30 protein-coding genes are annotated in these 25727 nt (G+C 36.4%); 8 read left to right on the plus strand and 22 right to left on the minus strand.

Features of this window, described 5'->3' with window-relative positions; all coding sequences use genetic code 11:
• Nucleotides 1-343: 343 nt before the first annotated feature.
• Nucleotides 344-1309, plus strand: coding sequence for a 1,4-dihydroxy-2-naphthoate octaprenyltransferase (menA, locus tag JST55_06660; protein MBS1493171.1), 966 nt, complete (start codon nt 344-346; stop codon nt 1307-1309).
• A 97-nt stretch (nt 1310-1406) separates the two neighbouring features.
• Here the strand turns inward: menA and JST55_06665 are convergent, their stop codons facing one another.
• The 5 genes from JST55_06665 to JST55_06685 all read right to left on the minus strand — a co-directional run bounded on the left by JST55_06665 (nt 1407) and on the right by JST55_06685 (nt 4301).
• Entirely contained in the window at nt 1407-1655 is a 249-nt protein-coding gene (locus JST55_06665; protein MBS1493172.1) for a hypothetical protein, read from the minus strand.
• On the minus strand, nt 1640-1867 hold the full coding sequence (locus JST55_06670; protein ID MBS1493173.1) for a hypothetical protein: 228 nt from the start codon (nt 1865-1867) through the stop codon (nt 1640-1642). The genes JST55_06665 and JST55_06670 overlap by 16 nt, the downstream gene beginning before the upstream one ends.
• Nucleotides 1868-1908: 41 nt before the next feature.
• Nucleotides 1909-2793: a zinc-ribbon domain-containing protein gene (locus JST55_06675; protein MBS1493174.1), complete on the minus strand. Its 885-nt coding sequence runs from the start codon at nt 2791-2793 to the stop codon at nt 1909-1911.
• Nucleotides 2793-3956 carry a ThiF family adenylyltransferase gene (locus JST55_06680; GenBank protein ID MBS1493175.1) on the minus strand — a complete coding sequence of 388 codons (1164 nt, stop codon included), beginning with the start codon at nt 3954-3956 and terminating at the stop codon, nt 2793-2795. Before JST55_06680 ends, JST55_06675 begins: the two co-directional genes overlap by 1 nt.
• Nucleotides 3957-4031: 75 nt before the next feature.
• Nucleotides 4032-4301 (minus strand): EsaB/YukD family protein, encoded by a 270-nt coding sequence (locus tag JST55_06685; protein MBS1493176.1) that lies wholly within the window; start codon nt 4299-4301, stop codon nt 4032-4034.
• A 373-nt stretch (nt 4302-4674) separates the two neighbouring features.
• Between JST55_06685 and era the strand changes: the two genes are divergently transcribed.
• Entirely contained in the window at nt 4675-5592 is a 918-nt protein-coding gene (era, locus tag JST55_06690) for a GTPase Era (GenBank protein MBS1493177.1), read from the plus strand.
• Nucleotides 5593-5840: 248 nt separating this feature from the next.
• Here era and JST55_06695 read toward each other — a convergent pair whose 3' ends face one another.
• From JST55_06695 to mazG, 10 genes are all read right to left on the minus strand, one after another.
• Complete coding sequence (locus tag JST55_06695) at nt 5841-6485, minus strand: DUF4339 domain-containing protein (GenBank protein ID MBS1493178.1); 645 nt, start codon at nt 6483-6485, stop codon at nt 5841-5843.
• Nucleotides 6486-6568: 83 nt separating this feature from the next.
• The gene (locus JST55_06700) at nt 6569-7216 is read right to left on the minus strand and encodes a DUF4339 domain-containing protein (protein ID MBS1493179.1); all 648 of its coding nucleotides are present in this window, start codon (nt 7214-7216) and stop codon (nt 6569-6571) included.
• A 645-nt stretch (nt 7217-7861) separates the two neighbouring features.
• On the minus strand, nt 7862-8209 hold the full coding sequence (locus JST55_06705; protein ID MBS1493180.1) for an SET domain-containing protein-lysine N-methyltransferase: 348 nt from the start codon (nt 8207-8209) through the stop codon (nt 7862-7864).
• An 81-nt stretch (nt 8210-8290) separates the two neighbouring features.
• Entirely contained in the window at nt 8291-9517 is a 1227-nt protein-coding gene (locus tag JST55_06710) for a carboxypeptidase regulatory-like domain-containing protein (GenBank protein ID MBS1493181.1), read from the minus strand.
• A 26-nt stretch (nt 9518-9543) separates the two neighbouring features.
• On the minus strand, nt 9544-11571 hold the full coding sequence (gene uvrB, locus JST55_06715; protein ID MBS1493182.1) for an excinuclease ABC subunit UvrB: 2028 nt from the start codon (nt 11569-11571) through the stop codon (nt 9544-9546).
• 27 nt (nt 11572-11598) lie between these two features.
• Entirely contained in the window at nt 11599-12387 is a 789-nt protein-coding gene (locus JST55_06720; GenBank protein ID MBS1493183.1) for a GNAT family N-acetyltransferase, read from the minus strand.
• Between the two features lie 160 nt (nt 12388-12547).
• Nucleotides 12548-12826: an ATP-dependent Clp protease adaptor ClpS gene (locus JST55_06725; GenBank protein ID MBS1493184.1), complete on the minus strand. Its 279-nt coding sequence runs from the start codon at nt 12824-12826 to the stop codon at nt 12548-12550.
• Between the two features lie 10 nt (nt 12827-12836).
• On the minus strand, nt 12837-14048 hold the full coding sequence (gene dacB / locus JST55_06730) for a D-alanyl-D-alanine carboxypeptidase/D-alanyl-D-alanine-endopeptidase (GenBank protein MBS1493185.1): 1212 nt from the start codon (nt 14046-14048) through the stop codon (nt 12837-12839).
• The gene (locus tag JST55_06735; protein MBS1493186.1) at nt 14032-14511 is read right to left on the minus strand and encodes an NUDIX domain-containing protein; all 480 of its coding nucleotides are present in this window, start codon (nt 14509-14511) and stop codon (nt 14032-14034) included. Before JST55_06735 ends, dacB begins: the two co-directional genes overlap by 17 nt.
• A complete protein-coding gene (mazG, locus tag JST55_06740) occupies nt 14484-15290 on the minus strand; it encodes a nucleoside triphosphate pyrophosphohydrolase (GenBank protein MBS1493187.1) in 807 nt (268 codons plus the stop codon). The genes JST55_06735 and mazG overlap by 28 nt, the downstream gene beginning before the upstream one ends.
• Nucleotides 15291-15401: 111 nt before the next feature.
• Here mazG and JST55_06745 point away from each other — a divergent pair, with 111 nt between their 5' ends.
• The 6 genes from JST55_06745 (at nt 15402) to JST55_06770 (ending at nt 18014) form a co-directional block, all read left to right on the plus strand.
• The gene (locus tag JST55_06745) at nt 15402-15989 is read left to right on the plus strand and encodes a hypothetical protein (protein ID MBS1493188.1); all 588 of its coding nucleotides are present in this window, start codon (nt 15402-15404) and stop codon (nt 15987-15989) included.
• Between the two features lie 9 nt (nt 15990-15998).
• The gene (locus JST55_06750) at nt 15999-16418 is read left to right on the plus strand and encodes a RidA family protein (protein MBS1493189.1); all 420 of its coding nucleotides are present in this window, start codon (nt 15999-16001) and stop codon (nt 16416-16418) included.
• 108 nt (nt 16419-16526) lie between these two features.
• Entirely contained in the window at nt 16527-17183 is a 657-nt protein-coding gene (locus JST55_06755) for a hypothetical protein (GenBank protein MBS1493190.1), read from the plus strand.
• Nucleotides 17180-17479, plus strand: a complete 300-nt coding sequence (locus JST55_06760) for a transcriptional regulator (GenBank protein MBS1493191.1) — start codon at nt 17180-17182, stop codon at nt 17477-17479. Before JST55_06755 ends, JST55_06760 begins: the two co-directional genes overlap by 4 nt.
• A gap of 12 nt (nt 17480-17491) precedes the next feature.
• Nucleotides 17492-17788 (plus strand): TfoX/Sxy family DNA transformation protein, encoded by a 297-nt coding sequence (locus tag JST55_06765; GenBank protein ID MBS1493192.1) that lies wholly within the window; start codon nt 17492-17494, stop codon nt 17786-17788.
• Nucleotides 17763-18014 (plus strand): hypothetical protein, encoded by a 252-nt coding sequence (locus JST55_06770; protein MBS1493193.1) that lies wholly within the window; start codon nt 17763-17765, stop codon nt 18012-18014. Before JST55_06765 ends, JST55_06770 begins: the two co-directional genes overlap by 26 nt.
• On the opposite strand, the gene pdeM is transcribed toward JST55_06770, so the two are convergent.
• The 7 genes from pdeM to ccsA (JST55_06805) all read right to left on the minus strand — a co-directional run bounded on the left by pdeM (nt 18015) and on the right by ccsA (JST55_06805) (nt 25700).
• Nucleotides 18015-18674: a ligase-associated DNA damage response endonuclease PdeM gene (pdeM, locus tag JST55_06775; GenBank protein ID MBS1493194.1), complete on the minus strand. Its 660-nt coding sequence runs from the start codon at nt 18672-18674 to the stop codon at nt 18015-18017. It lies immediately after the preceding gene.
• Nucleotides 18675-18696: 22 nt separating this feature from the next.
• Nucleotides 18697-21150 carry a ligase-associated DNA damage response DEXH box helicase gene (locus tag JST55_06780; GenBank protein ID MBS1493195.1) on the minus strand — a complete coding sequence of 818 codons (2454 nt, stop codon included), beginning with the start codon at nt 21148-21150 and terminating at the stop codon, nt 18697-18699.
• Between the two features lie 79 nt (nt 21151-21229).
• Nucleotides 21230-23497, minus strand: coding sequence for a cytochrome c biogenesis protein CcsA (gene ccsA, locus JST55_06785; GenBank protein ID MBS1493196.1), 2268 nt, complete (start codon nt 23495-23497; stop codon nt 21230-21232).
• A 16-nt stretch (nt 23498-23513) separates the two neighbouring features.
• The gene (locus JST55_06790; protein MBS1493197.1) at nt 23514-24494 is read right to left on the minus strand and encodes an aldo/keto reductase; all 981 of its coding nucleotides are present in this window, start codon (nt 24492-24494) and stop codon (nt 23514-23516) included.
• 18 nt (nt 24495-24512) lie between these two features.
• A complete protein-coding gene (locus JST55_06795; GenBank protein MBS1493198.1) occupies nt 24513-24902 on the minus strand; it encodes a cytochrome c maturation protein CcmE in 390 nt (129 codons plus the stop codon).
• Between the two features lie 34 nt (nt 24903-24936).
• The gene (locus JST55_06800) at nt 24937-25074 is read right to left on the minus strand and encodes a CcmD family protein (protein ID MBS1493199.1); all 138 of its coding nucleotides are present in this window, start codon (nt 25072-25074) and stop codon (nt 24937-24939) included.
• The gene (gene ccsA / locus JST55_06805) at nt 25074-25700 is read right to left on the minus strand and encodes a cytochrome c biogenesis protein CcsA (protein MBS1493200.1); all 627 of its coding nucleotides are present in this window, start codon (nt 25698-25700) and stop codon (nt 25074-25076) included. The genes JST55_06800 and ccsA (JST55_06805) overlap by 1 nt, the downstream gene beginning before the upstream one ends.
• Between the last annotated feature and the right edge of the window lie 27 nt (nt 25701-25727).

A 25727-nucleotide genomic window follows, 5' to 3' on the forward strand; every position in this document is an offset into this window, starting at 1 on the left:
GTTTCAATTACGAGGTGCAATTGAAAATTTTGTGAGAGAGTTGGAAAAGTAGTGCTGCAATTTGAATGGATTGGGTATAAGAAATTTCAGGGTTTGGTGTATACATTGTACTTTCTAATTTATTTATAATTCTGCTCAATTTCCGTTCAAATATTTTACTGTTAAAATAAGCAGATAAAATCAACTTTACATAATCTGGAAATAAATATATTGTAAAACATTAATTTATTTTCTAGTTTTAAATTTTCGCGAAACTTTTGAAAAAAATTCATTTATAGGTTAAATTTAAGATTTAAATTGAGTATTTTTGAATCAATCTTAAAACAAAATTTCAAAATAATATATGTCTGCTGAAACAATGGCTCCGCCAAAAGGAGCAAAACTTTGGCTCATGGCTTCACGCGCCTATTCATTTCCGGCTTCTATAATTCCGGTTCTGTTTGGCTCAACCCTTGCGCTGATATTTGACCCTGCTATAAAATTCAACTGGGTAGTTTTTGCATTAGCGCTTGTAGGTTCTGTACTCGCTCAGGTTGGAGCAAATCTGATAAATGACATTTATGATTACAAAATCGGAATTGATAAAGAAGATAAGAAAAACGGAATTCCGCACGGCGGTTCAATGGTTCTTTCAATGAACTTCATGACCGTTGACCAGATGAAAATGGGCGCAACAGTTGCATTGGCTGTCGGCGCATTGATAGGATTTTATTTGTACCTGCTTGCCGGTCCATGGATAATTTATCTGACCGTGTTCGGTGTGCTTTCATCGGTAATTTACACTGCAACTCCCGCAGCATTCAAATATAAAGCGCTGGGTGATATTCAGGTGTTTGTTTCGTTCGGATGTGTGATTACATTGGGTGCTTACATGGTGCAGACTCATGAATTCTCATGGATGCCTGTACTTCTTTCATTGCCATTAGGATTTTTAATCGATGCAATTCTTCACACAAATAACATAAGAGATATTAGCTTTGACGGAAAATTCAAAGTTAAGACTCTGCCGCTTTTAATAGGTGAAAGCGCTTCAATCAAATTTTATTATTTTTTAATCTTCGGCGCATATGCACTGGTAGCTGTTTTTGTCGCTTTAAAACTTTTACCCTATACAGCATTGTTGTGTTTGATAACTCTTCCGATTGGCATAAAGCTTTGCAAAATGGCAAATCATTTTCCAAAGGATCCGCATGAAAGATATGAGTACGGTGTAAAACACATTATGATGACTGCAAAGTTAAATATGCAGTTCGGATTAGCAATGATAGTAGGAATTTTAGTTTATTATTTTTTCTTGATGAATAAGTAATACTAAAAAATATTTTGATATTAAAAGAAAAGCCGGTGCAAGCCGGCTTTTTAATTTAGTTTTAAATCTTTCGGGTTACGTCTAGTATCAAATATTGTTAAGATTTCAATAAGCACATCTGACTCCTTGTAAAAGAGTTTATACTTGTTGGATAAATAATAACGAATTTCTTTCCGCTTTGTTTTTTCCCTATATGATTAAAATCAGAAATAATCTTAGCAGCATGGGTAAATTCACTACCTAATTTTCTTGAGTAACGTTTATTGCCATTACACCTAAACCAATATTCTAATATTTCTCTTCTTTCTTTTTGAGCTTTAGATGACCAAATTACTTTTTTAGCCATTCCTGTTCTTGCTTTATAAGATCCTCGTTTGTAATATATCTTCCTTCTTCAATGTCTTTCAAACCCTCATTTATAGCTGCCTCTTCTTCTTCGGATAAAATATAAATTTCATCTTTATCTTTGACTAGCTGGTTTAATCCTTTAAGGTACTCGATATCTTCTATATTATTTATCGAGTTTATTAACTCTGCTTTTAAGCTTTGAATATCCATAATATAATTTTATTAAAATTACCAATATTATTTTAATCTTTTCAATCCATAATCTCGCGATAAATTTTCCATTTACCACCCGTTTCATTCCCCTTGAATAGCCGCAGCGTTTTTTGTCCGCTCTCTTCAAATTTATCCGATACATAGCTTTGTTTAAAAGTAACTTTCAAATCGTTCGATGAAGTGGAATCCCTGTGAATTTTAAAATCGGAAAAATTTAACTTTATATATTTATATTTATCAAATGTACTTTTGATATCTGAAATTCTCTCTGAATAATTTTTCGTCTTTCCGTCTTTGCCGTAGTATTCGTAATCAGCCTGCAAAAAAAATGTTTTGTATTTATTGATATCTTTATCTTCCCATGCTTCCTTCCATTCATCAACCATTGATTTTATCTGGTAATCATCTGAGTTGTAATAATCCGATATCCTTGAATAAGCAAAATAAATTGTAGTAACTAAAAACAGAAAAAGAAATATTATACTCGCTGAACGAAGTATAAAAGTGTTGCGTGATATTTTTTTCTTCTCTTCATATTTACGCTTGAACTCATCCTCAAAATTTTCATCATTTGAATTTTCTTCATCAAATTTCCCTTCAACTACATTGTATCCGCAGTACTTGCAATAGTTCGAGTTCTCCTCTATTTCCTTCCTGCAATTAGGACACTCAATTAACTTACTCTGATTAACAAGATTCTGAACTGCCGGCACTGTTAATCCGCCTACATCAATTCCATCTCTGCGTCTTTCTTCTTTTACTGTAGTTGGATTATTACCGCAGCCGTATGTCGTGCAACCGCCGTTCTCTTCATAACACTCCCTGTGATGCGGTGTGCCGCATAACGAGCATACGATTACATCAAGATCATCTTTTATCTTCGACTGGCAATACGGACATGTTTTATTTTTAAACGAATGCATTACTGTTTAAATACCTCTACACTATTAAACTGCAAATGAACTTCTTTCATTCCCTTTCTCAGCGTAATTATATCATTAGCAGGGATTTTCAATTCAGTTAATTTTTTGTTTTCTAATTTAACTATAAGCTCTGAATCAGAATTCAGCCTGTGAAAGCTTTTCATCTTTAAAATATTCTCATTATCTTTAATATCTTTTACTGAAAGCTGATTCATGTTTGCAAAAAATTCTTTTTCAGTATTATTCTTTTCATCATATAATGAATATACAACTTCATTGTTAAACTCTATTTCGAACTCCTCACTTTCAAAATATTTTTTCCCAAAACCTATTACATCATTCATAGTAGCTTCATCAAAAATTTTTTCAATTGATAAAATATTTTCAAACAAATAATGCGAAGGGCAATCAGGATTGGAATTATACTCAACTATATACGAGTCATTCGCCGCGCCGTTAAAAACAAATCCTTTTCCCAGCAGCAGATCCTTTTGTCCGTGCAGATATTTCACTGCTTCCTGCACCTGTATTCCTGCTATGATAGATGAAATCGTCGGCGTAGTCGGTATCTTTCCCTGATCAATTTCATCTACACCCAGCATCAGGCATGATTTTCTTTTATTGAGCAATTTATAATCCAGTTCCGTCATCGTGCATTCATAACAAATTTCAGTCGAAGGAATGAACATCCGCGCAACTCCGCTAAGCACTTCTATCGCTCCGTCTATCCATGGCTTATTAACTTTATAGCATGACTGGTTCACAAAAAGCCTCGCCTCCCTGTTATCAAGTCCGCATATAACAATATCCATCTCCTTAAAAACACCAAGCCCCAGATTAAAAATATTTCCTACGTAATATTTTATCTTCACATCGGGATTTATCTCCATCGCTCTCTTAGCAGCAACTTCTGCCTTCGGTTTACCTTCATCTTCCATCCGGAACAAGACACTTCGCGTGAGATTGCTCCGCTCAACATTATCCATATCGATAACGAAAATATTCCCCACGCCGAGCATCGTAAGATTTTTTATTATCTCATTTCCCAATGCTCCGCAACCGACAACCAGCACTTTTGCTTTTTTCAGCACGGACTGGTCCCACCACGATATCAGCTCAAGCCGTGAATATTTATTTTCGTTTATATCTTCTAAGTTCAGCATACAATATCTATCTAAAGAAAAAACCTGACCCTGCATGCAGCGGGATCAGGTTTGAATATTAATATCAGTCAAAAATCAGCCTGCCGTTATTTCAGGGTGCAGCCGCAGAACGTCGCCGTCTTTTACTCCGGCCTCTGCAAGCGTCTGATTTTCCGTCAGCTGTTTTCCGCTAGCCTTATGATGAAATTTATATGAGAGCGGCTCGCCGTCAGGTCCCGTTAAAGGCATCTTCATCTTCGGCAGAAGTGCTTCCATTATGCGCTTTATCTGTGCATCGTCAGGGAGCGTTGCTTCCTGCTGCTTGTTACCCGTTGCATCTATTATTGTTACGTTTATTCGTGCCATTTTTAAAAATACAGATTTTCTTTTGTATACTAAATATATTTAACTCTCCCTTTAGTTTTTGGTTCACGCGAGGTTTTAAACCATTGGAAAAACTTATACCGAAACTTACGCCCCCTCGTAAGTTTTGCTCTAACATCCTGATTTTTTAATAAAGCTGATTTTTAATTTCTTCTCCGTTATAAAAACAATTTTCTCCTATGAAAAAAATTAACATCTTTTAAAAATAAACAGAATATAATTTTAATCAAAGCAATCTGACCCTATTAATAGGTACATAAAAAAAATTTGTTCACTAATAGGTAATATTTTTAATATTATATTGCGCTTTCTCTTTTTGACCTGTAACTCTCACGGCATTTTCGGATATTCTCCCATGAATGAATTAAATGAACTGAACACAACTAACACCGATACTAAATGCGGAATCGTTACCATCTTCGGTAAGCCCAACGCCGGAAAATCTACCCTGACAAATAAGCTCCTTCGCTATGACTTATCAATCGTAAACCATAAAGCGCAGACAACGCGCAATAAAATTCTCGGAGTCCTCACTGAAGAAAACTACCAGATAATTTTCACCGATACACCCGGAATACTCGAGCCTAAGTACGAGCTGCAGCAATATATGCTGAAGGAAATATCCTTCTCACTTAAAGATGCCGACATCCTGCTCCACCTCATTGATATAAACCGTTTTAACATCAACGACCTTGAGACTATTCACAGCAATTACGGCAAGCAGATGGAAGGCAAGCCCAAGCTATTAGTCTTCAATAAAAATGATATTGTCCGCGATAACATGGGACCTGAAGTGATAAGGAGCCTCGAGAAATTCGGCTACGATGAAATTATTTTTATCTCTGCCTTAAAGGAAAAAAATATTGCCGATGTGAAAGATGCCATTGTAAAATATCTTCCTGCCGGACCGTTTTTGTATGAGTCGGATTATCTCACTGACCGACCCGAGAAATTTTTTGTCTCCGAAATTATCCGCGAGAAAATTTTATCTCTCTACTCCGATGAAATTCCCTACAGCACTTTTGTAAATGTAGTAGAGTTCAAAGAGCGCGATAACGGCAAGACGTACATCAACGCAGAAATTATAATCGAGCGCGAAACGCAGAAGATGATTATCATAGGAAGAAACGGCGACGGAATAAAGAAGCTCGGTCTGCAGTCACGGAAGGAAATAGAAAAGTTTTTAGAGCGACCCGTTTACCTTGAGCTCTTTGTGAAAATCCGCAAAGGCTGGCGCGATAGCGAAGGCTTTATTAAAGGGAATATGGAGTAGGTTTTCAGAACCCCCTCCTGCGAAGGAGGGGACAGGGGGAGGTTTTTTGCAAATTTATTTTAATATATCATAATAAAGAATCTGTCCTCCCCTTACTAAGGGGGAGTTAGAGGGGGTTTAATGTAAGCCATGTTTTCATATTCTGCATTAAACCACCCCTAACCCCTCCTTGGTAAGGAGGGGAACAACGCAAGTCGCAAAGGCTGGCGCGATAGCGAATGATTTATTAAAGGGAATATGGAGTAAATTTAATTACGGCTATTAAAATTCTCCTGTCTCTTAACAAGATAAACACCGGCTTTTCTTTCTCTCTTTAACTGGATTTCATCTTTGCTAAGATATCTGAAAGGACTGAAAACAAAAGTATATTTTAAAGCTATAATGAAGGCGCGGTGAAAATCACTTTTTGCTATATCGTTAATATACCTTCCGTCATCTGCAGATATAAGTATTAAAGGAGGAGTTTTCCCTCCGAACGGAGATGAGTGTTTTATAATATTATACATTTGATTAGCCGCAATAGAGAGGAAGCATAAAACAAATGCAATCAAATATGTAAAACTATTTCCCGTATAAATATACCAGAAAAACATTAAAAGACAAAATATAACAATCGCCGGAAAGAACATGTATTCAAGATTATAGCTTATTGACCTTCTATCATTGTTGTCGGCGAGCACATGTCCGAATACAATTTTCCTTTCATAATCAGTTTTATCTTCAGGATTATTTTCAATTATGTGCAGCAGATCAGTAAAATTTTTTGCGTCTTCCCAGTCATTCCTTCCCTTTCTGCAAAGCTGAGTTCCAGGTTTTATATGGAATTTTTTTAACTCGTTTGCATCATATGGCCCCGCAATTTCACCTTTCAGATGAATAAAATACTTTTTCATTTTTTTAAGCTACCTATACAAAATAAATTATTCAAGACTCGTATGAAGTTTACTATCTGTTAACAAAATTTTAAAATTAGAACTTAAGCAGGGTTATTCCCTCTTCCCTCATATTTAACAAGATATACCCGGGCAATTCTTTCAGGGAAGGTCTGGATTTTTTTAGGGTCGGTATAATCACCGAAATCAGGCAGGAAGGTATATTTAAGTGTAATGTTTAATGCGTGGTTAAAATCTTTTTTTGCAATTTCATGTATAAGCTTTCCGTCAACTGCAGAAATTAATTTAAGTTTTGAACTTTCCCCGCCATAGGCAGAGGAATATTTCATTATAGAATACATTGTGAATGAGGAATATAAAATTAAACCTGATAATAAAAATAGGTATAAATCAAAAACATCTTTTTTAGGTTCTAAGCGCAGAACAAAAAATAATGCAACAATCAAAATAGAAAATGGAAGGAACAATATTTTTCTTCTGAAATGACCTGATCTTCTATCGGAATAATTTGCGAGTTTGTATCCGAAAACCCTGTCCTTTTCATAATCAAACTTCTTTACAGGATTCTCTTCCAGGATGTGAAGCAGCTCAGGAAAATCTTCTGCGTTGTACCAGTCTGCAACTTCAGTCGTGCAGATTGGAGTTGTTGGTTTTATCCCTATATCCTTAAGTCCATAAACATCATAAGGACCCTGTTTTTTCCCGTCTTCCAGAAGAAAATATTTTTTCATTTCCCAAACTACGAATACAAAATAAATTATTCAAGACTTACAATAAGATGTAAATCATTGTTCTGCAAAAGCCGGAATTGTGTCAAGTGTATTATAAAAAAATCTCCCTATTAGTAGTAATGAGGTAAAATTTATTTTTTATTTAAACAGGAATTTTTAGATTGCAAGGAAACTTCAAATGGTGAATTGATGAATTGGTGAATTGGCGAAAAACAAAATGTTATTCGCCAAGGCGAATTACAATCTGAAATTTGAAATCTCAAATCTGAAATTGAGAAGAATCCGATTTTTTTCCGACTTTTTTCAAAAGTAAAAAAGTTAGGGATAAATAGTGTAGAATTATTCCACAGAATTCGTCAAAAACCCGACAAATTTTGAAAAAAAAATGAGGTGGATAGAAAATAAAAGAATTGAAAAATATCCCGCTAAAGACGGGACTGAGTTTCACTCAGAAACCCGACTTTTTTCCGACTATTTTCAAATAGTGAAATGGCGAGTGTGTATTAGAATGGTTCAGTACGATTCCCTCCCCTTACTAAGGGGAGGGGCAGGGAGGGGTTAATGGTTATTAGTAAACAAGGATTACTTGTAAACTCCTACCTCCCCCTATCCCCCTCCTTGGTAAGGAGGGGGACATAGCGGGTATTAACAAAACTTTTCGTAATCGACGGTAAGCTCTTCATCGGCGGCGATATCTCTCAATGCAAAGTACTCGTAATCTTCGTTGCAGTAAATATTGGGAGTATCGGAGTGATTTAAGTACCAGCCGATTGACATACGGTGAAAGCTTTTAGGACCTGAGTAGCCCTCATCACCCATGATGGAATACTTCTCTATAATTTTTTCAGGAAATTTGGAGTTGGGCACGTGCTCGAACGGAATGAAGTTATCATCTTCGGGTTCGAACAATTCAAGCGGTGTATCTTTTTTAATATCAATAACGGCAAAGACCCCTACGCCGTGTATAGTCGAAGGTCGTAATTCAAATACCATGAATGTAGTTTTGTTAAGGGGATAATTTATATAATTATAATTTTATTTTATAGATAATAGTATTCCCCCGTACAGAAAAAATCACCACTGAGTTTTGAAAGTGTAAGTCTTTGAATAAGATATTGCCTGATAGCTGTACTCGTTATTGAACTGCGTAGGCTTCACCATGTTATCCGGCGTAAAGTAAGGAATATATTTGGAGACGTTCCATGTGAAGTTGGCATCCTTAGGAATTCCGCCCTGAGAAATCCCGGGCATATACATTTCGCGTGCGTTGGTTACAACGTAAACGTTGCTCTCAGGATATATGCAGTGAAAGTTAACCACGTAAGTCCCCGCTCCGCTGCCTTCGGTGAAACTGAAGACGGTTTTATTGGTAACGCTTTTGAAATCATTGGATGGCGATGCGATTTCAGGAGGAGTTTCATAGTTAAGATTTACAACTGAGCCGGGATAAGTGTAAGTGTAATTTACGAAGCCGTCTCCTTTGCCGTTGAAGCACTCGGCTCGGACTTTAAGCTTAAAGCTAAGCGGAAGCATTGACGGAACATAGGTATCAGCAGAGATGTTTGTATAGCTCTCGGATATAATTTTAGTTTCTGAGTTTCTATCGTAGCCGAGAAAGTCAGCCCAGATTGTAAATCCTTTTGAAGCATAATTGGCAGCAGGAAGATAAACAGTCAGTGCAGAGGAATTAAAATCGTATGAGTTAAAACCGTTGATTTTTACATCCTGCGGGAAGTACTCGTTGTACAAAGTTACATTCCGCTGGGCAAATCTTGTATAGCTCGTTCCGTTTTTTTCGATGTAAATAATTGAGCCGTTAATGCTGCGCTCGCCTTCAGGCCATTTGACGGAGATTTGTTTTCGTCCTTCTCCTGAAGTGATTTCTTCTTCTTTGCAATAGTTAGTGTACTGAGATATAAATTTTATAATGCCGCGTGAAGATGGAGGAATGGAGTCGATAAGAATATTTACATAGGCAGTATTTGCATTTTTTCCGATAGGTCTTCCGAAGATAATGAGGTTCGGATTTGTGATACTCAGAGCATCGTATATGACTGTGATATTTGTCGAAGCATCAGTAACTGTTGCGCGGTAAGGCGCTTCAGCATCGGTAACTGTAAACTTTCCGTTCTTATCTGTTCTGGCAGTGGTTCCGCCGATTGTAACATTTATGCCTGAGACGGGGAAGTATTTTTCATCAATCACTCTTCCGGATACAGTCATTTTACCCGATGCAAAAATATTTGAACCCAAGCCAAAGAACAAAATACAAAATACTACAACGGAAAAGTTTTTAGTCATATAAAATTAAGTTTGATATTTACTTGTTATGTTTCAAGTCTGGTAATTTCATCGCGGAGCTCTGCTGCTCTTTCAAATTCCAGATCCTTTGCTGCGTTCACCATTTCTTTTCGCAGCTGGTCAATGAGTTCTTTACGCTGTTCTTTATTAATTTTATTCTGTACGGGGTCAGTTATAATGCTGAGCGAAGATTTTTTTCTTTCAGGGGCTTTCTTTCCTTTGCGTTCATCGTACTTGGTTTTATTATCTGCAACAATAGTTGCCGACATGATTTCCTCGTATGATTTTAAAATGGTAGTCGGTTCAATTCCGTGTTTCTCGTTATACTCGGTTTGTATTATTCTTCTTCGGGTCGTTTCTTTTATAACTTTGTCCATGGAGTCGGTGATTTTATCAGCGTACATTATCACAAGTCCGTTTGAGTTTCTTGCCGTTCTTCCTGCAGTCTGCATAAGCGATTTTTCCGAGCGGAGAAATCCTTCTTTATCTGCATCAAGAATTGCAACAAGGGAAACTTCGGGTAAATCCAAGCCCTCTCTGAGAAGGTTTACTCCGATGAGTGCATCGTATTCACCAAGGCGCAAACTTCTGAGCAAGGTTATTCTTTCAAGTGAATCAACTTCAGAGTGCATGTATTTTACACGTATACCTATACCGATTAAATAATCAGTAAGGTCTTCACTCATTCTTTTTGTAAGAGTGGTTACAAGCGTTCTTTCTTTTTTAGCTGCGCGGACCCTTATTTCGTTTATAAGGTCATCAATCTGATTTTTTACAGGGCGTACTTCAATCTGCGGATCAAGTAATCCCGTCGGTCTGATAATCTGTTCAACAACCACGCCTTCGCTCTTGGTTAATTCATAATCTCCGGGAGTAGCGCTTACGTAAATTGCCTGGTTGACCATTGATTCCCATTCGGCAAAAGTCATAGGTCTGTTATCCAGCGCTGAAGGAAGACGGAAGCCGTAATCGACAAGAGTTGTCTTTCGCATTCTGTCGCCGTTGTACATTCCTCCTATTTGAGGAATAGTAACGTGTGACTCATCGACAACAAGTAAAAAATCTTTAGGGAAGTAATCGAATAAGCAAGAAGGACGCGAGCCTGCAGGTCTGCCATCGAGATGACGTGAATAGTTTTCTATTCCATTGCAGTAGCCGATTTCCTGAATCATTTCGATATCGAAATTAGTACGCTGCTCTATACGCTGGGCTTCAATAAATTTTCCCTGCTGTTTGAAGAATTCTATCTGCTGTTCAAGCTCAGCTCTTATATTTACAATTGAGTTCTCAAGTTTTTCTTTATTGGTAACGAAGTACTTTGCAGGATATAAAACGCAGCTTTCATCAACGCCGATAACTTTGCCGTCAGCGCGGTTTATATATGAGATTTTTTCGATTCGGTCATCGAACATCTCGACACGGATTCCTGTTTCGTCTTCGTATGCGGCAATGATTTCTACAGTATCTCCGCGGACTCTGAATGTGCCGCGTTTGAAATCTATATCGTTGCGGACATAGTGAATATCAATTAAGTTAGATAGCAATTGTTTGCGAGTAATTTTCTGGCCTCTTTTAAGAACAATCATTTGCTCAGCATATTCTTCCGGAGCGCCGATACCGTAAATACATGATACCGATGAAACAACGATGACATCTTTTCTTCCTTCAAGAATGGAAGCAGTTGCTCTTAATCTGAGCCTGTCTATTTCCTCGTTGATGGATAAATCTTTTTGTATGTAAGTATCCGATGAAGGAATATAAGCTTCCGGCTGAAAGTAATCGTAGTATGATATAAAAAACTCTACGCGATTATTAGGAAAGAATTTTTTGAACTCTCCGTAAAGCTGCGCAGCAAGAGTTTTATTATGCGACATGACCAACACAGGCCTGCCGATATTCTGAATGACATTTGAGATTGAAAACGTTTTCCCGGAGCCCGTGACTCCCAGAAAAGTCTGATGCTTATCACCGCGTCTTACGCCTTCTGTTAATTCTTTAATTGCCTGAGGCTGGTCACCTTTCGGTTTATATGATGATTCTAACTGGTATTTCATTTAATGATGTATAAAAAGTTTAAAATATTACTTACAAATAGCTGTAATTTCAAGATAATCTGCTATCTTAACAAAACCTAATTTTTCGTAACAATGTATAGCTGTGGAGTTTTCCGAATGGACGTTTAATCCTATAACTTCAACATTTTTAAATAGTTCCTTGCACAAACATGCAGTTACTTTAGTCGCATAACCTTTGCCGCGGGAGTTTGGGTGAGTTGTAATGCTCCCAAGAGCAGCGACTTTATATTCCGGAGAGTAAACATGAATGCCTGCAACGGCTTCAATTTTACCCTCTTCACGAATGCCGTAGAACATTCCTGTTTCGAGCATGCGCTCGATGAAACTGTTTCCCGGATATGCATCTTCGTAAAAAGCATTAAGTTCTTCTTTGTTAACAATTGTAAACTGTTCAACATTCGTAATATCAATGTTATCAAGTTTTGAAGAATCAGTCAGACTCATTTTTAAATATTTCCCTTCATGATTTAATGTATAATTTTCTTCAAGAACATTTTCGATACCGGTTGAAATATGAAAATAGATTTTATCGGGAAGAATATCTGACATTTGAGAAATAGCTTTCTTTAAATTTTCTATATTGTTTTCATTGGAGAGTGCAATAACAACGTTGGGGTTTGCTTCCCTGTAAATCATAACGACGGATTTCAATTCATCGTTATCATAGTATCCATAGAACTCTGTATGCGGCCAGTAAAATTCATCAAGGTCGCCCAGCTGATAAATATTCAGTGCTGTATTTTTGCGGAAGAATTTCTCTAAGACTGTTTTATCTTTTATTAATTGGATGCTCATAGTTTTGATTTTTGAGAAGTGATGAATTGCTTTTGCACGGGGCGCCTCGTGCCGAATTTATCGGCACACATTCAAATAGATAAATTGAATTTTCAATTTATCTATTTGAATGCCTGAACCTCCGGTTCAGGAGGCGCCCCCACGTACAGCCGGTTGAAAATTATACTATTTCGGTAATTAGATTTATTTCTTTGAGGACGGAATTGATCTGATTTAGCTCTTCCATCTCACCGGATTTTACTACTGCTTTGCCTTTTGTGTGCGCAATGATTGCAATCTGTTCACACTGAATTATATCGTAACCCGTTGCCTTCTGCAGCTGCGTTATTACATCATCGTAAAAATGATTTGAATTGTACAGTATAAGTCTGCGCATTTCATCCGTATCATCAAAATGAATTTCTTTCTCTAATTCTTTTATTCCCATTACTAATGACATAACATCTTTTTTACTTTCTTGAAAACTGACATATCGCTTCACAGATATAATCCTGTTTATCGCGGGGACCCGTACTGCTTCCTCCAAAACCGTTCATTGCGATAAAGAATATCAAAAGTTCTGAATCTCTCGAGACAGCATATCCTGATAAAGTGCTTACTGAATTAATTGTACCTGTTTTAGCGTGAATATTTCCTTCGGCTTCTGTACCTATCATGCGCTTAGAAAGCGTTCCGTCTTTCCCTGCTATAGGAAGCGTTCGATAGAAGAAGTCAAATATCTTTTCATCGTCATACATGTACTTAAGCATTCTGATATATAGATCCGATGTGACTGCGTTATAACGTGTGAGACCTGAACCTTCAAGAATTTCAAATGAACTTCTTGAGTTTCCCATACCGACTAAAAAATCGTTAACTGCTTCCTGCCCTTTTTCCAGTGTACCCGGAGCGCCTTTATATTTAGCGCCAATAACTTTGAACATTGTTATTGCAGAATGATTGTCGCTGGTTTTGTTCATGTATGTCATCACATCGAAGATAGAGTGTGAAACATCAGTAATCTGTTTTGCTCCCGTGGGAGTAACACCTGCTACTATAATTCCGCCTAACTGAACATTACCAGACTGAAGCTCTGTCTGCAATAACGATGCAGCTGATGATGCAGGATTATAACCTCCCGAATTTTTATCAAGAGCTAAGGCATTTACATAAGGCCAGTACTGTTTCTTTGTATCGTTTGAGTAGTAATTTGCCAATCCGTAATAAGTATCGTCCAAAAATGATTCATCGTAAATAATATTACCTGTAATTGATGTTATATTTTTTGCTAAAATATTTTTTGCAAGATATCGTATATCGTTAGAATTTAAATCAGGGTCGCCATAACCTTTAATATATAAGTTTCCGTTTATAACTCCGTCAGCAATATTGTTGTCATCGGTATAAATTATGGTTTTAAATTCATAACCCGGTCCCAGATAATTTATCGCTGCTATAGAAGTCACTACTTTTGAAATAGATGCAGGAATCATTTTCTTTTGCGGATTGTACGAGTAAAGCACATCGTATTTATCTGCGCTTACAATCTGCACAGATACACTGTAGTTAACCGAGTTAACTATAGAATCAATTCTGCTTTGTAAAGCTTCAAGCTTGGTAACAGCATGAAGATTTGAAAAAACAAAAAAAAGAAAAACAAGGATGCTAAGCTTTCTTTTCATTTTTAAATTCATATATAAATTTATAAGCTTTATTAATTAAAATTATTGTTTCAGAGTGAACTAAAAAAGCGAAAGACTCTTCTAAGGTGCACCATTTATACGCTGAGATTTCCTCTCCGTCAACTTTTACGAAATCATTATTAACTTCTGCTATATAATAATAAACAGTTTTGTGAATCAGTTCCCCTTTGTGTCCCGAAAATTTATATCTATCTTCAAGTAAAATTTTATCAGAAATTAATTCGATATCATCTATTCCTGTCTCTTCTAAAAGTTCTCTTCGCGCTGTCTGAATTTCTGTTTCATGTTTATCCGGGTGCCCTTTCGGAAAAGCCCAGTGACCGCCGGAATGCCTTATCAATAAAAAATAAACCTGGTTATCTTTATAAAGAAAAACAATTATTCCGATGGATTTATCGTTAACAATTTTCGCGCTCACTTTTTCTTTTTTATTTGATTCCATCTTTCATCCATTTCTTCCAATGTAAGAGCATGAATATCCCTGCCTTCATCTATAAATCCTTTTTCCATTTCTCGGAATCTTGAAGAAAATTTTTCTATAGTTCTTCTTAAAGCATCTTCGGGATTCACATTTATAAATCTTGCATAGTTTACAATTGAAAACAACACATCTCCGAACTCATCTTCGATATCTTCATGCGGCTTCCCTGCTTCAATATTTTCTTTCAGCTCGTTTACTTCTTCAAGAATTTTATTATACACGGGTTCTTTCTCTTTCCAGTCGAAACCAATCTTCGATGCCTTCTCCTGCATTCTGTACGCTTTGAATAGTGCTGGAAGTTCTGCAGGAATTCCATCTATAACTGAATTCCTTCCTTCTTTCATCTTCAGCTTTTCCCAGTTTTGTTTTACCTGAGTACTATTAATATCGCTTTTTTCGCCAAATACATGCGGGTGGCGGTAAATAAGTTTTGCTGTTTCACCTTCCAGAACTTCTTTTAATGTAAAGTCACCTGTTTCCTCTCCCAGTATTGAGTGAAATATCACCTGAAGAATTAAATCACCAAGCTCTTTCTTTAATTCAAGTTTATCATTTTTATCGATGGCTTCAAGGACTTCATAGCTCTCTTCAAGAAGGCATCTTCTCAAAGACTGATGTGTCTGCTCTTTATCCCATGGACATTCTTTTCTCAATCTATAAACTACATCAACAAACTCTTTAAATTTTTCCAGAGTTTCTTTATCTGTTTTGTTGTAATCCTTTTTATCCTGTTCTGCCATAAGAACTAAAATAATTATTTTGAGTTAGTAAGTCAGTGCCATTCTTTAATTATTTACTCGTTTAATTTTAAAGTTAAAATAGTGATATTTGCATAACCCTATAAAACTGCAATGATAGAGACCAATATTAGCTCTTTAAATGAAAGAGAAGAAAAATTTGCTTACAGGATGTCAGAAAGAATTCTGGATGAGTTCAAAGAATTCTACGTCGAGTATTCGAAGGAAAGTGATAAAGCAGCAGTAATAATGGGCATAGAAAAACTGGATAACCTACTTTTTCAGATTCTGAATAAAATCCTTATCCCGAATCCCAGCCAGAAAGATGATTTATTCGATACCGATATGCCGCTTTCTACATTCAGCTCAAAAATAAATCTTTGTTACAGATTAGGAATAGTTGATAACCTTACAACAAAAAGTCTGAACCTGATGAAAAAAATTAAGTCTGACATGATAAATGAAAAAGCTAACGCAAGCTTAACTGCCGGCGCAGCAGCTGACAGAGTAAGAGAGTTACTTTCTAATTTAAATTACAATCAGGAATTGATAGAGTTTGTGCAGGTGTTTGAAGTTGACAGCGATGACCCCGGTGTGCGTTACAGACTCCTTTTAGTTTTCTTTATCACAAAGCTTACGATTATAAGAGATACAATCTCTCCTTTATATTATAAAGAACCGAAATTTAATTTATCGTATTAACCTTATTAAATGAGTGACGAAAAGATAAATTCTTCCAAAGCTCCTGAACCCGTAGGTTTATATCCGCATGCAAGAAGAGTCGGTAATTTATTGTTTCTCTCGGGAGTAGGTCCACGTGAAAGAGGCTCGAAGAAAATTCCCGGAGTTAAGCTTGACGAAAAAGGAAACATTACTTCATACGATATAGAAACTCAATGTCATTCTGTTTTTAAAAATGTAAGATATATACTTGAAGATGCGGGTTCTTCATGGGATAAATTAGTAGATGTAACAGTTTTTCTTACCAACATGAAGGACGACTTCGCTACCTATAATAAAATTTATGCTGAGTATTTCAAGGATAACCAGCCCTGCCGGACAACAATTGAAATAAAATCACTTCCTACTCCGATAGCAATCGAACTCAAATGCATTGCTGTTATTGATTAACAACCATTAATTTTCAAATTTTTCAGCTGACGAAACAAATTCTCTTGACATCCATTTATTTACTTACTAACTTTGTAATACAAAGTGCTTTTTAAAAACAAAAACGTTATGGTTATTAAAGAAGATAAAAAAGAAGAGCAGCTGAATAATCTGCAGGATATAAGAAAATTAATGGACCGCTCAAGCAGGTTCAGTGCATTATCCGGTATTTCCAGTATAACTGCCGGTATAATTGCAATCTTCGGATGTTTGTATGTTGCTTTTCAGCTTGACTTCCCGATTTACGCTCAGGCGCAAAATATAATGCACTGGAATAATACTCCGTCAGAAAAAATCACAATAAAATTTCTCATAACAACAGGATTTGCAGTTGCATTCCTATCCTTTTTTGCATTTTTGCTGTTCGCAAATCAGAAAGCAAAAAAATATAATATAAAGTTATTTAACAGCACGGGAAAAAAATTCATTTTCAATCATGTACTGTTTTTATTGTGCGGTGGATTGTTTGCAGCAATTCTTTTTTATTACAGCACTTATTTACTTATTGTCCCGGCTCTGCTGATATTTTATGGTCTTGCTCTGATAAACATCAGTAAATTTTCTTATGATACAATCAGAAATCTGGGTATCATTGAAATAATTTTAGGATTTATTCTTTGCCTTATTCCTGTATATTCTTTTTTATTTTTCTTCATAGGCTTCGGCGTCTTACATATAATTTATGGTTTGATACTGCACTTTAAATATGATAATCAGTCAGAATGAACAACATTATAAACGGTCTCGATAAATTACTTGAAAGTAGGGTGCGGCTAGGCGTAATGTCAATTCTTTCTGTCAATGAATCTATGGATTTTAACGCGTTAAAAGAAATGATGAATTTGACAGATGGAAATCTTGCCAGCCATGTTAACGCTCTTGAAAAGGAAAAGTATATTAAAGTAAAAAAAGGGTTCATAGGAAAGAAAACAAAAACTTCTTATTCTTTGACCGATAAAGGAAAAAAAGCTTTTGAGGAACACTTAAATGCTCTGGAAAAATTAATAAAAGAATCTTTCTAAATTTATTGAACTGTGAATCAAAAAGAATCCATAAAAGAATTAATGCAAATCCCAAGTGTTGGTGTTTCCATAGCAAATGATTTATACGGAATTGGAATAAAAAAAATTAAGGATTTAGAGAATAAAAATCCTCGAAGGCTTTACGAAAAGCTGAACAAAACAACCGGAGCTACTCACGATGTATGTGTTTTATACGCTTTCCGCTGCGCAGTCTATTTTGCATCAAATAAAAAACATGATAAAGAAAAGCTGAAATGGTGGAACTGGAAAAACCTAACTATCAATGAAAATAAAAATTATGAACATTAACTGGTTTAAAAAAGTTGGAATTATTTTTATTCCGACTTCAATCGTCGGAGTAATTTTATACCTTCTCACATTGGTTTTTTGTGCGACTGTTTTCACTGCCATTGACAGGCATTCTCACTCAAATTCAGATACATTATATGGGATATTTCCATTCTTTGTCTCTGCGTTCACAATTTTATACTGGATAGCAGCTAATACAAGCGGGAAGAAATCTGCACAGGAATAATTACTGAAATACTTTTGGTTTTATTTCAAAAATGTGATCATCTGCAACAGCAAACACTCTGTCGTTTTCGGCTGGTCTGATTTTATATGTCCCTGTAAAATCTCCGAAAGCAGGAAGTACTGCATATTTCTCAGTGAAGTAAAAACAATGGGCTTTTAATGAGCTTCCTCCTTTACCATAAAGATGGATACTGGGATGAATGTGCCCGCAAAGAACATACCCGTCATTTGATTTTTCCGGCTCATGCTTTAATACAAAGGGGGATAAGTCAAATGGTTCATCATAACATTTAATATCTAATTCTTCACACGGATCACCTGCATGATAATCATGGTTGCCCCTAATCAGATTCATTTCTATTTCCTTATGATTCTCTCTCCAATTAATAACAGCATCAAGAACACTGGGAGTTTTTCCCATACGTGAATGGAATAAATCTCCAAGAAAATAAATTTTCTCTGCCTTAGTTTTATTTAAAAGTGAAGTGATTTTTTTTAGATCTTCATTAAGTCCGCCGGCGGGGACAGGAATTCCCTGAATTCTGAAGGTTGAAGTTTTTCCGAAATGAGTATCAGATATAAATAAAATTCTTTCCTTCTCCCAGTATATTGCTTTCTCAGGAAAGAGTTCTAATTTTTCATCTGCAATTATTATGACCATGTTTCAGTTTAACTTCCTTAATTTAATTCTCTTTATCGTATTGCTCAATTAACTTTCTTATCCTGTCACTGAACTGCTCAGTCGACATTTTCTCTCTGAATATCTCTGCCAGCAGAGGGAAACATAAAGGAGTTGGCCGCTCGGGATTTGTAATTGTTATCTTACTTTTATTAAATCTTTTTAGTGTCTGCACTAATCTTGTTTGCTCCAGTTGATTTTCTAAAACTTCCCTGTGTGTCTGATGCAGCAATAAATTTTCAGGGTCGTACTTTGTGAATATATCATAAAATAATCCAGTCGATGCCTGGATCTGTCTTACTGATTTATTACTTCCAGGATAACCCTGAAATATTAATCCTGCAATTCTTGCAATTTGTCTGAACTGCCTTTTAGATAGCTCAGATGTATTCAGACTTTGCTGTATATCATCCAGTAAATTATCTGTTGAAAATAATCCGTTCTGAATTGCTTCTTCAATAGGAATTTCTTCACTGCTTAACAGCTCAAGTCCGTAATCACTTGAAGCCATAGAGAAAGTCATGGATTTAATTTTAGATATTCTATATCCGAATAAAGCATTAAATCCTTCGTTAACTAATTTACCCTCGAATGTATAAATGAAAACATGAAAGCCTTCTCTTGTTTTTATTTTTTCAATTAATATTTCATTGAATGCAGGCAGAGCAGAAAGTTCATCCTGAAATTCTAGTAATGATTGTACTGCCTGCATCTCACGTGATTTATAAATCCCGTGTTTTGCGCTTGTAATATTTTTTCTGATTCCTTCACTAAGCATTCCTGATAAAGGCAATCTTCCTCCGTCCCATCTTGGAACGATTCCGTTTTTCCGGTTGGACTTTTTTACATAGGCAGTCATATCTTTCGCCTTAATGAACTCCAATGACCTACCTGAAAAAACAAAAACATCACCGGGATTTAATCTGGATATAAAAGATTCTTCAATGCTTCCAAGCCTGCTTCCTCCCATGAACTGCACAATCATAGACGACTCACTTACAATTGTTCCTATGGACATTCTGTGTCTTTGTGCAATCCTTCTGTTTTCTACTATATATTTATCATCTTCCTTCACAACTTTATGAAATTCGGGATAAGCTTCAAGTGTTGAGCCACCTTTTGTTACAAAATCCAGCGCCCACAAAAATTCAGCTTCAGTTAAATTTCTATAAGAGTAAGTTGTTTTCACTTCCTTATAAACTTTATCAAGCTCATAACCGTCTCCCAGCGCAAGAGTTACTAAATGCTGCGAAAGTAAATCAAGCGGTTTTTCAATAGGAATTCTATCCTCCACTTTATTTTCCAGCGCTGCATCCCGAACAGCGGAAATTTCAATAAGCTCAAATGCATTTGTAGGCACGCAGGTAACTCTGCTTACTCCTCCCGGCTGGTGACCGCTTCTGCCTGCTCTTTGCAGTAAACGGGCAACTCCTTTTGGGCTGCCGACTTGGAGAACTCTTTCAACGGGAGAAAAGTCCACACCTAAATCTAATGAAGAAGTGCTTACTACGCATTTCATTTTTCCTTCACGCAGTTCATTCTCAACAAACTCACGTACTTCTCTACCTATAGAGCCGTGATGTAAGGCGATTCTTCCAGCCCAGTCAGGCCGTTCATTTAATATTGCCTGAAACCAAATTTCAGTCTGCGAACGAGTGTTGGTAAAAACAATTACACTTCTCCACTTATCAATTTCTTCAACAACTTTTGGAAGTAATTGTAATCCGATGTGGCCAGCCCATGGAAATCTTTCAATCTTATCGGGCATTATGGAATCGATAATTATTTCCTTACTTTGTATTCCCTCAACAATTTTTGTTTTTATATTTTTTTTGTTTCCAACTAAAACCTGAAGAGCTGTTTTTAAATTTCCTATTGTAGCTGATACTCCCCACACTTTCAATTTTTTATTCCACATTCTTAATCGCGCAAGTGCAAGCTCTGTCATTACTCCGCGCTTGGAAGAAAGAAGCTCGTGCCATTCATCAATTACAATACATCTTAAATCACTGAACATTTTTTTACTGTCTTTCTGAGAGATGAGTAACGTCAGACTTTCAGGGGTGGTAACTAAAACATCGGGCATGGATTTCATCTGCCTAGCCCTTTGCGTCGTTGTAGTATCACCTGTTCTTGATTCAATCGTCCAGTCAATTCCCATATCATTGATAGGCAGCTTAAGTGATTTCACAATATCATTTGCCAGCGCGCGCATAGGAGTAATCCATACGACTTTCAGCGAAGACTTTTTTGTTTTATTTTTTTTAGACTGGTCTTCGTTAAGATATTCTATAACTGAACCAAGGAAAGCGGAATATGTTTTTCCTGTGCCGGTTGCTGAGTGAATTAAACCTGAATATCCCTTAGAATATAAATCCCATACTTCTTCCTGAAATTCAAAAGATTTCCATCCTTTGAAAGTAAACCAAGATTGTATTTTTTCCTGTCCTGTGTTCAATAAAATTATAACTAAATAAAAAAGGTTTCCGGAAAAACCGGAAACCTTTCAATGTAATAAATTAAATTTTAACTTATAATTAACTGCGTAATTCTTTTCTTCTTCTGAAAATTGAAATTACGAATCCTAATACAAGCACTCCCGTGCCAATCCATAAAACATTTATGAACGGCTTAATGGATGCAGTAAGAACTAACGTTTCTTCCGTTACTCCGTCCTTTGATGGATTCTTTTTATCAACAACTGCAATCATAGCAACTGCTCCGTCTTTTCCCTGTGCATTCATCTTTGTAAAGTAGAATTCATAGTTATCGTTTCCTGTCATTGAAGCTGGAGTATATTCAGGATTGCCTTCTGTATATTTTATCTTCGGAGATACTGTTTCCGTGAATTTGCTGTCAGTGACTTTCAAAGTTGCGCCAATCATAAAATTACCCGATTGCATTTCTTTTCCGCCCTGCTCTATTCCGCCGAAATCAAAATCAACAAACTGGATTTTCATATCACCGACTTTTATTTCATCGCCTTTCTTCATTTCATGGATATCCTTTTCTGAGAATTGTGACGGTTGCTCAAGTCCCATTGGCGAAAGATATAAATCCTTCGTCGGGAAGTTCGCTATGTCAGGATTTTTCATTACTCCGTTTGAGAACTGACTGAAGTACATTATCGGCTGCATTGTCATTTCCTTGCCGTCTTTTTCAACTATAACATTAAAGTGATACTTCGTATCTGTTTTGTTGTTAGGATCCTCAAATGGTTCTGCACCTACGTATGTAAATGTATAACCGAGAGCTTGTTTCGGTTTATTCAGTTCCAAAGAAATATTTTCTTCTTTGCTGTATTTTGATGAACCGATTATTCCAAGAAATACCAATGCCAAACCAACGTGAGCGATGTAAGCTCCTGCCTGGCTTCTGGTCTTTCTTATTATATTTACTGCTATTTCTATATTAATAAAGAATGTGAATAATGCTGCTAAAGCAAATAATGCGATTAGGAAATCCTGAACACCGATGTAAACTAATCCTAATGTAACTGCTAACGCTAAAATCAATGGGAACATTAACCCTTTGAAGAATTGTTTTTCAGGAGTGTTCTTCCATTTCAATAATAAACTGATACCGTTTATGAATGCAATCATGATTGCAATCGGGAGGTTCATTTTATTATAAAATGCTCCGTCAACAGAACCCTTAGAAATAATCGGCCAGCTTGTTCCTGCCGTAATAACAAGGGCTGCTGCGCATAAAGTAATCGTTCCTAAGAATAAAGAAGACTCTCTTGATAAAAGTTTGTTAGGATGAAGATTGAGTGCTTTCAGTTCTTTTGTTCTGTAAATCAATGCAACGATTGCAATCAGAATAAAAAGTCCTATGAATGCAACCAGCGCTATGTAAACTTCATGTCCCGGGTCAACAAAAGAGTGAACTGAAGAATCACCAAGTATTCCGCTTCTCGTTAAGAAGGTAGAGTACAGAACAAGTAAAAACGAAAGTATGCAAAGAATTAAATTTGTTTTTTTATAACCGCCTGTTCTTTTCTGCGCAATCATTGTGTGAATGGCTGCAACAGTAACTAACCATGGAATGAAAGAAGAATTTTCTACTGGATCCCATGCCCAGTAACCGCCCCATCCAAGTACGCCATAAGCCCAGTAACCGCCCATCATAATTCCGAGTCCTAATACACCGCCTGAAAATAACAACCACGGCATTGAAAATCTTACCCAGTCATCGTATTTGTTTTTCATCAGTGTTGCAATTGCAAAGCAAAACGGAACTGCTAACGATGCAAAACCTATAAACAATGTAGGTGGATGAATTGACATCCAGAAATTTTGTAATAATGGATTTAAACCTTTTCCTTTATCAGGAATAAAACCGACTTCAACATCGCCCGGCCATTTATCCCAGACATAAAGGAACGGTGATTTTAAAATTAAAATCAATGCAAGGAAGGCAAGTATAAGAGCATACACTGACATCACCTGCGGCTCAAGCCTGTCACCTTTCGAAACGTAATTTAATAAGAACACTCCTAAAACTGCCGTCATGAAAGTCCAGAGCATAAAGCTGCCTTCCTGCCCTGCGTAGAATGTAGAGATTAACAGGGGAAGCTGGAGCTCGCTGTTACTGTGTTCCCATATATAAGCAAACTCATAGTGATGAGTCAGAATGAGGTACATCATGTAAATTGCTGCGGAGATTACACTGATTGTTGTAACGTGAAAAAACAATCTTCCGAACTTTAAATATTTTTCTTTTCCGAGATGAACGAGAAAAAACGTTATCACGGAGATAATAGATGCAAAAAATGCAGCGTATACTAGAATTTTTCCTGCCATAATAATATTAAATAAATTACAAATTAACGGATTTCATTCCTGCTTCAGAATACCTGGTGCCGGAAATGGAATCCATTATTGATTTGAGTGTACTGATTTCTTCCTGAGTGAGCTGGATGTTTATGGCTTCAATATTCTCAAGAAGGTTTTTAATTTTTGTTGTTCCCGGGATGGGGAAAATATCCACACCCTGATTTAACAGCCATGCAAGAGCAAGCTGTGACGCTTTTATTTTTCTTTCATGCGCCATTTCTTCAACTTTTTTTACAAGCTGAAGATTTTTATCGAAGTTTTCTCCCATGAAACGGGGATTAACTCTTCTAAAATCGTTTTCTTCTAAATCTTCGTATTTTTTTATTTGACCTGTTAAAAATCCTCTGCCTAAAGGACTGTAAGCAACCAAAGCAATTCCAAGTTCTCTCATTACAGGCAACGGACCACTTTCGATATCTGTACTCCATAATGAATACTCACTCTGAACTGCCGTTAAAGGATGAACTGAATTTGCTTTACGGATTGTATCGCCTGATGCCTCTGATAACCCTATATATCTTACTTTGCCTTCTTTAATAAGCTCTGACATTGCACCAACAGTATCTTCTATCGGAGTCTTTGGATCAACTCTATGAAGAGAGAAGAGGTCAATGCTCTCCCGACCTAATCTTTTTAAGCTGGCTTCGCACGCTTTCTTAACATATTCAGGACTTCCGTTTACACCGCCTCTTGTGCCGTCTTCCTTTAATTCAACTCCGAATTTAGTAGAAAGAACAACTTTATTCCATCTATCATGGAAAGCTTTTTGAAGAAGTTCTTCATTTTTTCCGATGCCGTACATATCTGCCGTATCAATAAAATTAACTCCGTGCTCAACTGCAGCATGTAAAGTTTTTATCGATTCGTTGTCATCCGCCTTGCCGTAAAATTCAGACATTCCCATTGCGCCTAAGCCAATCGGAAATACTTCTAAATCACTGTTACCTATTTTTCTTTTTATCATTTTATCTGCTGAATCAAATCAGTTCTTAACGTCAGTTCCTTTTGCTTCGTATTTAGAAGGACATTTTGTTAAAATATCTTTTGCGTGGAAGTAGCCGTCTTTTACTTTTCCTTTTACTACAACTGCTTCTGCAACTTCAAAGTTATTCGGCTTTGCGCCGTCAAAAACAACTTTCATTTCGTTAGCGTTATCATCTTTCATGAAGAAAGTAAACTGGTTTGTATTGGCATCGAATTTAGAATCTTTATCCTTTACCCACTGGCCTTTTACTTCAACTGTACGCTGGCGGCTTTGCGCCTCCTGGAAATTCACATATTCAATTTTACTATCCATGAAGGACATAAAACCCACGACAAGGAATACCAAAACAATGATAACTCCTACTATTATTCTTGCCTGCTTAGACATAATTTTTAAAATTTAATTTTTTAATGTATTTATATTAATCCGGTTCTTCTAATTTTTGAACTTTTTTATCGAGCTTCCACAAGTAGCTGAAAATTCCTATCCATATTATCAATACTACAAGCATCACCAGCACTCTGGAATTATCCAGTAAAAATTTTACAATTGAATCCATTAAACTGCTATTCTCCTTAACTTTTTAATTGTTAATTTTTCTATCCTGACTCTTAAATTATAAATCCATACGTACAACATTACAAATCCTATTGACGAAGTATAAAATATAACTCTCATAGAAGAGTTCATTTCGTTTTTTACTACGGGTCCGCCGCCTGGACTTTGTGAGTCATCTGCAGAGCCGGGATGTAATCCCGGAAATACTCTCGGCATAATGAAAATAAAGAACGGAACGGTTAAAAAAGCTATGATTAAATACACAGCGGAAAGTCTTGCCTTTTTTTCTTCTTCATCTATTGAAGAACGGAGAATTAAATATGCAGCGTAGATTAACATCAGTAATAATATTGACATCATGCGCGGCTCATCTATTTTAAAGAATGTGCCCCAGTCAACTCTTGCCCAGATAGTGCCTGTTACATATCCAAGTACACAAAAGACTAAACCTATTTCAGCGGCGCAATGGGCTTTAAGATCGAAGTCCATATTTTTCGTAGTCAGATACCTGATTGAAAAATACATAGACATTAAAAAAGCTACTGATGCAACCCAGCTCATAGGCACGTGAAAGAAAATGTTTCTTGCGCGCTCGCCCAATCCCGGGATAAAATCAATCGGTGCCATTATGCCTGCAATACAAACTCCGCTGAT

The sequence above is a fragment of the Bacteroidota bacterium genome, from assembly GCA_018266835.1.
Lineage (GTDB): Bacteria > Bacteroidota > Ignavibacteria > Tepidaquicellales > Tepidaquicellaceae > JAFDZO01.

What these genes read in the sequence shown, in the direction of transcription:
- JST55_06790 (MBS1493197.1), bottom strand. Translation starts at nt 24,494, where the DNA reads ATGATAAAAAGAAAAATAGGTAACAGTGATTTAGAAGTATTTCCGATT.
- JST55_06800 (MBS1493199.1), bottom strand. Translation starts at nt 25,074, where the DNA reads ATGGATTCAATTGTAAAATTTTTACTGGATAATTCCAGAGTGCTGGTG.
- JST55_06745 (MBS1493188.1), top strand. Translation starts at nt 15,402, where the DNA reads ATGATAGAGACCAATATTAGCTCTTTAAATGAAAGAGAAGAAAAATTT.
- JST55_06755 (MBS1493190.1), top strand. Translation starts at nt 16,527, where the DNA reads ATGGTTATTAAAGAAGATAAAAAAGAAGAGCAGCTGAATAATCTGCAG.
- JST55_06795 (MBS1493198.1), bottom strand. Translation starts at nt 24,902, where the DNA reads ATGTCTAAGCAGGCAAGAATAATAGTAGGAGTTATCATTGTTTTGGTA.
- JST55_06705 (MBS1493180.1), bottom strand. Translation starts at nt 8,209, where the DNA reads ATGGTATTTGAATTACGACCTTCGACTATACACGGCGTAGGGGTCTTT.
- JST55_06735 (MBS1493186.1), bottom strand. Translation starts at nt 14,511, where the DNA reads ATGGAATCAAATAAAAAAGAAAAAGTGAGCGCGAAAATTGTTAACGAT.
- pdeM (MBS1493194.1), bottom strand. Translation starts at nt 18,674, where the DNA reads ATGGTCATAATAATTGCAGATGAAAAATTAGAACTCTTTCCTGAGAAA.
- JST55_06680 (MBS1493175.1), bottom strand. Translation starts at nt 3,956, where the DNA reads ATGCTGAACTTAGAAGATATAAACGAAAATAAATATTCACGGCTTGAG.
- JST55_06675 (MBS1493174.1), bottom strand. Translation starts at nt 2,793, where the DNA reads ATGCATTCGTTTAAAAATAAAACATGTCCGTATTGCCAGTCGAAGATA.
- JST55_06760 (MBS1493191.1), top strand. Translation starts at nt 17,180, where the DNA reads ATGAACAACATTATAAACGGTCTCGATAAATTACTTGAAAGTAGGGTG.
- JST55_06685 (MBS1493176.1), bottom strand. Translation starts at nt 4,301, where the DNA reads ATGGCACGAATAAACGTAACAATAATAGATGCAACGGGTAACAAGCAG.
- mazG (MBS1493187.1), bottom strand. Translation starts at nt 15,290, where the DNA reads ATGGCAGAACAGGATAAAAAGGATTACAACAAAACAGATAAAGAAACT.
- ccsA (MBS1493196.1), bottom strand. Translation starts at nt 23,497, where the DNA reads ATGGCAGGAAAAATTCTAGTATACGCTGCATTTTTTGCATCTATTATC.
- dacB (MBS1493185.1), bottom strand. Translation starts at nt 14,048, where the DNA reads ATGAAAAGAAAGCTTAGCATCCTTGTTTTTCTTTTTTTTGTTTTTTCA.
- ccsA (MBS1493200.1), bottom strand. Translation starts at nt 25,700, where the DNA reads ATGGCACCGATTGATTTTATCCCGGGATTGGGCGAGCGCGCAAGAAAC.
- JST55_06665 (MBS1493172.1), bottom strand. Translation starts at nt 1,655, where the DNA reads ATGGCTAAAAAAGTAATTTGGTCATCTAAAGCTCAAAAAGAAAGAAGA.
- JST55_06700 (MBS1493179.1), bottom strand. Translation starts at nt 7,216, where the DNA reads ATGAAAAAATATTTTCTTCTGGAAGACGGGAAAAAACAGGGTCCTTAT.
- menA (MBS1493171.1), top strand. Translation starts at nt 344, where the DNA reads ATGTCTGCTGAAACAATGGCTCCGCCAAAAGGAGCAAAACTTTGGCTC.
- JST55_06750 (MBS1493189.1), top strand. Translation starts at nt 15,999, where the DNA reads ATGAGTGACGAAAAGATAAATTCTTCCAAAGCTCCTGAACCCGTAGGT.
- JST55_06725 (MBS1493184.1), bottom strand. Translation starts at nt 12,826, where the DNA reads ATGTCATTAGTAATGGGAATAAAAGAATTAGAGAAAGAAATTCATTTT.
- era (MBS1493177.1), top strand. Translation starts at nt 4,675, where the DNA reads ATGAATGAATTAAATGAACTGAACACAACTAACACCGATACTAAATGC.
- JST55_06695 (MBS1493178.1), bottom strand. Translation starts at nt 6,485, where the DNA reads ATGAAAAAGTATTTTATTCATCTGAAAGGTGAAATTGCGGGGCCATAT.
- JST55_06770 (MBS1493193.1), top strand. Translation starts at nt 17,763, where the DNA reads ATGAAAATAAAAATTATGAACATTAACTGGTTTAAAAAAGTTGGAATT.
- uvrB (MBS1493182.1), bottom strand. Translation starts at nt 11,571, where the DNA reads ATGAAATACCAGTTAGAATCATCATATAAACCGAAAGGTGACCAGCCT.
- JST55_06720 (MBS1493183.1), bottom strand. Translation starts at nt 12,387, where the DNA reads ATGAGCATCCAATTAATAAAAGATAAAACAGTCTTAGAGAAATTCTTC.
- JST55_06670 (MBS1493173.1), bottom strand. Translation starts at nt 1,867, where the DNA reads ATGGATATTCAAAGCTTAAAAGCAGAGTTAATAAACTCGATAAATAAT.
- JST55_06710 (MBS1493181.1), bottom strand. Translation starts at nt 9,517, where the DNA reads ATGACTAAAAACTTTTCCGTTGTAGTATTTTGTATTTTGTTCTTTGGC.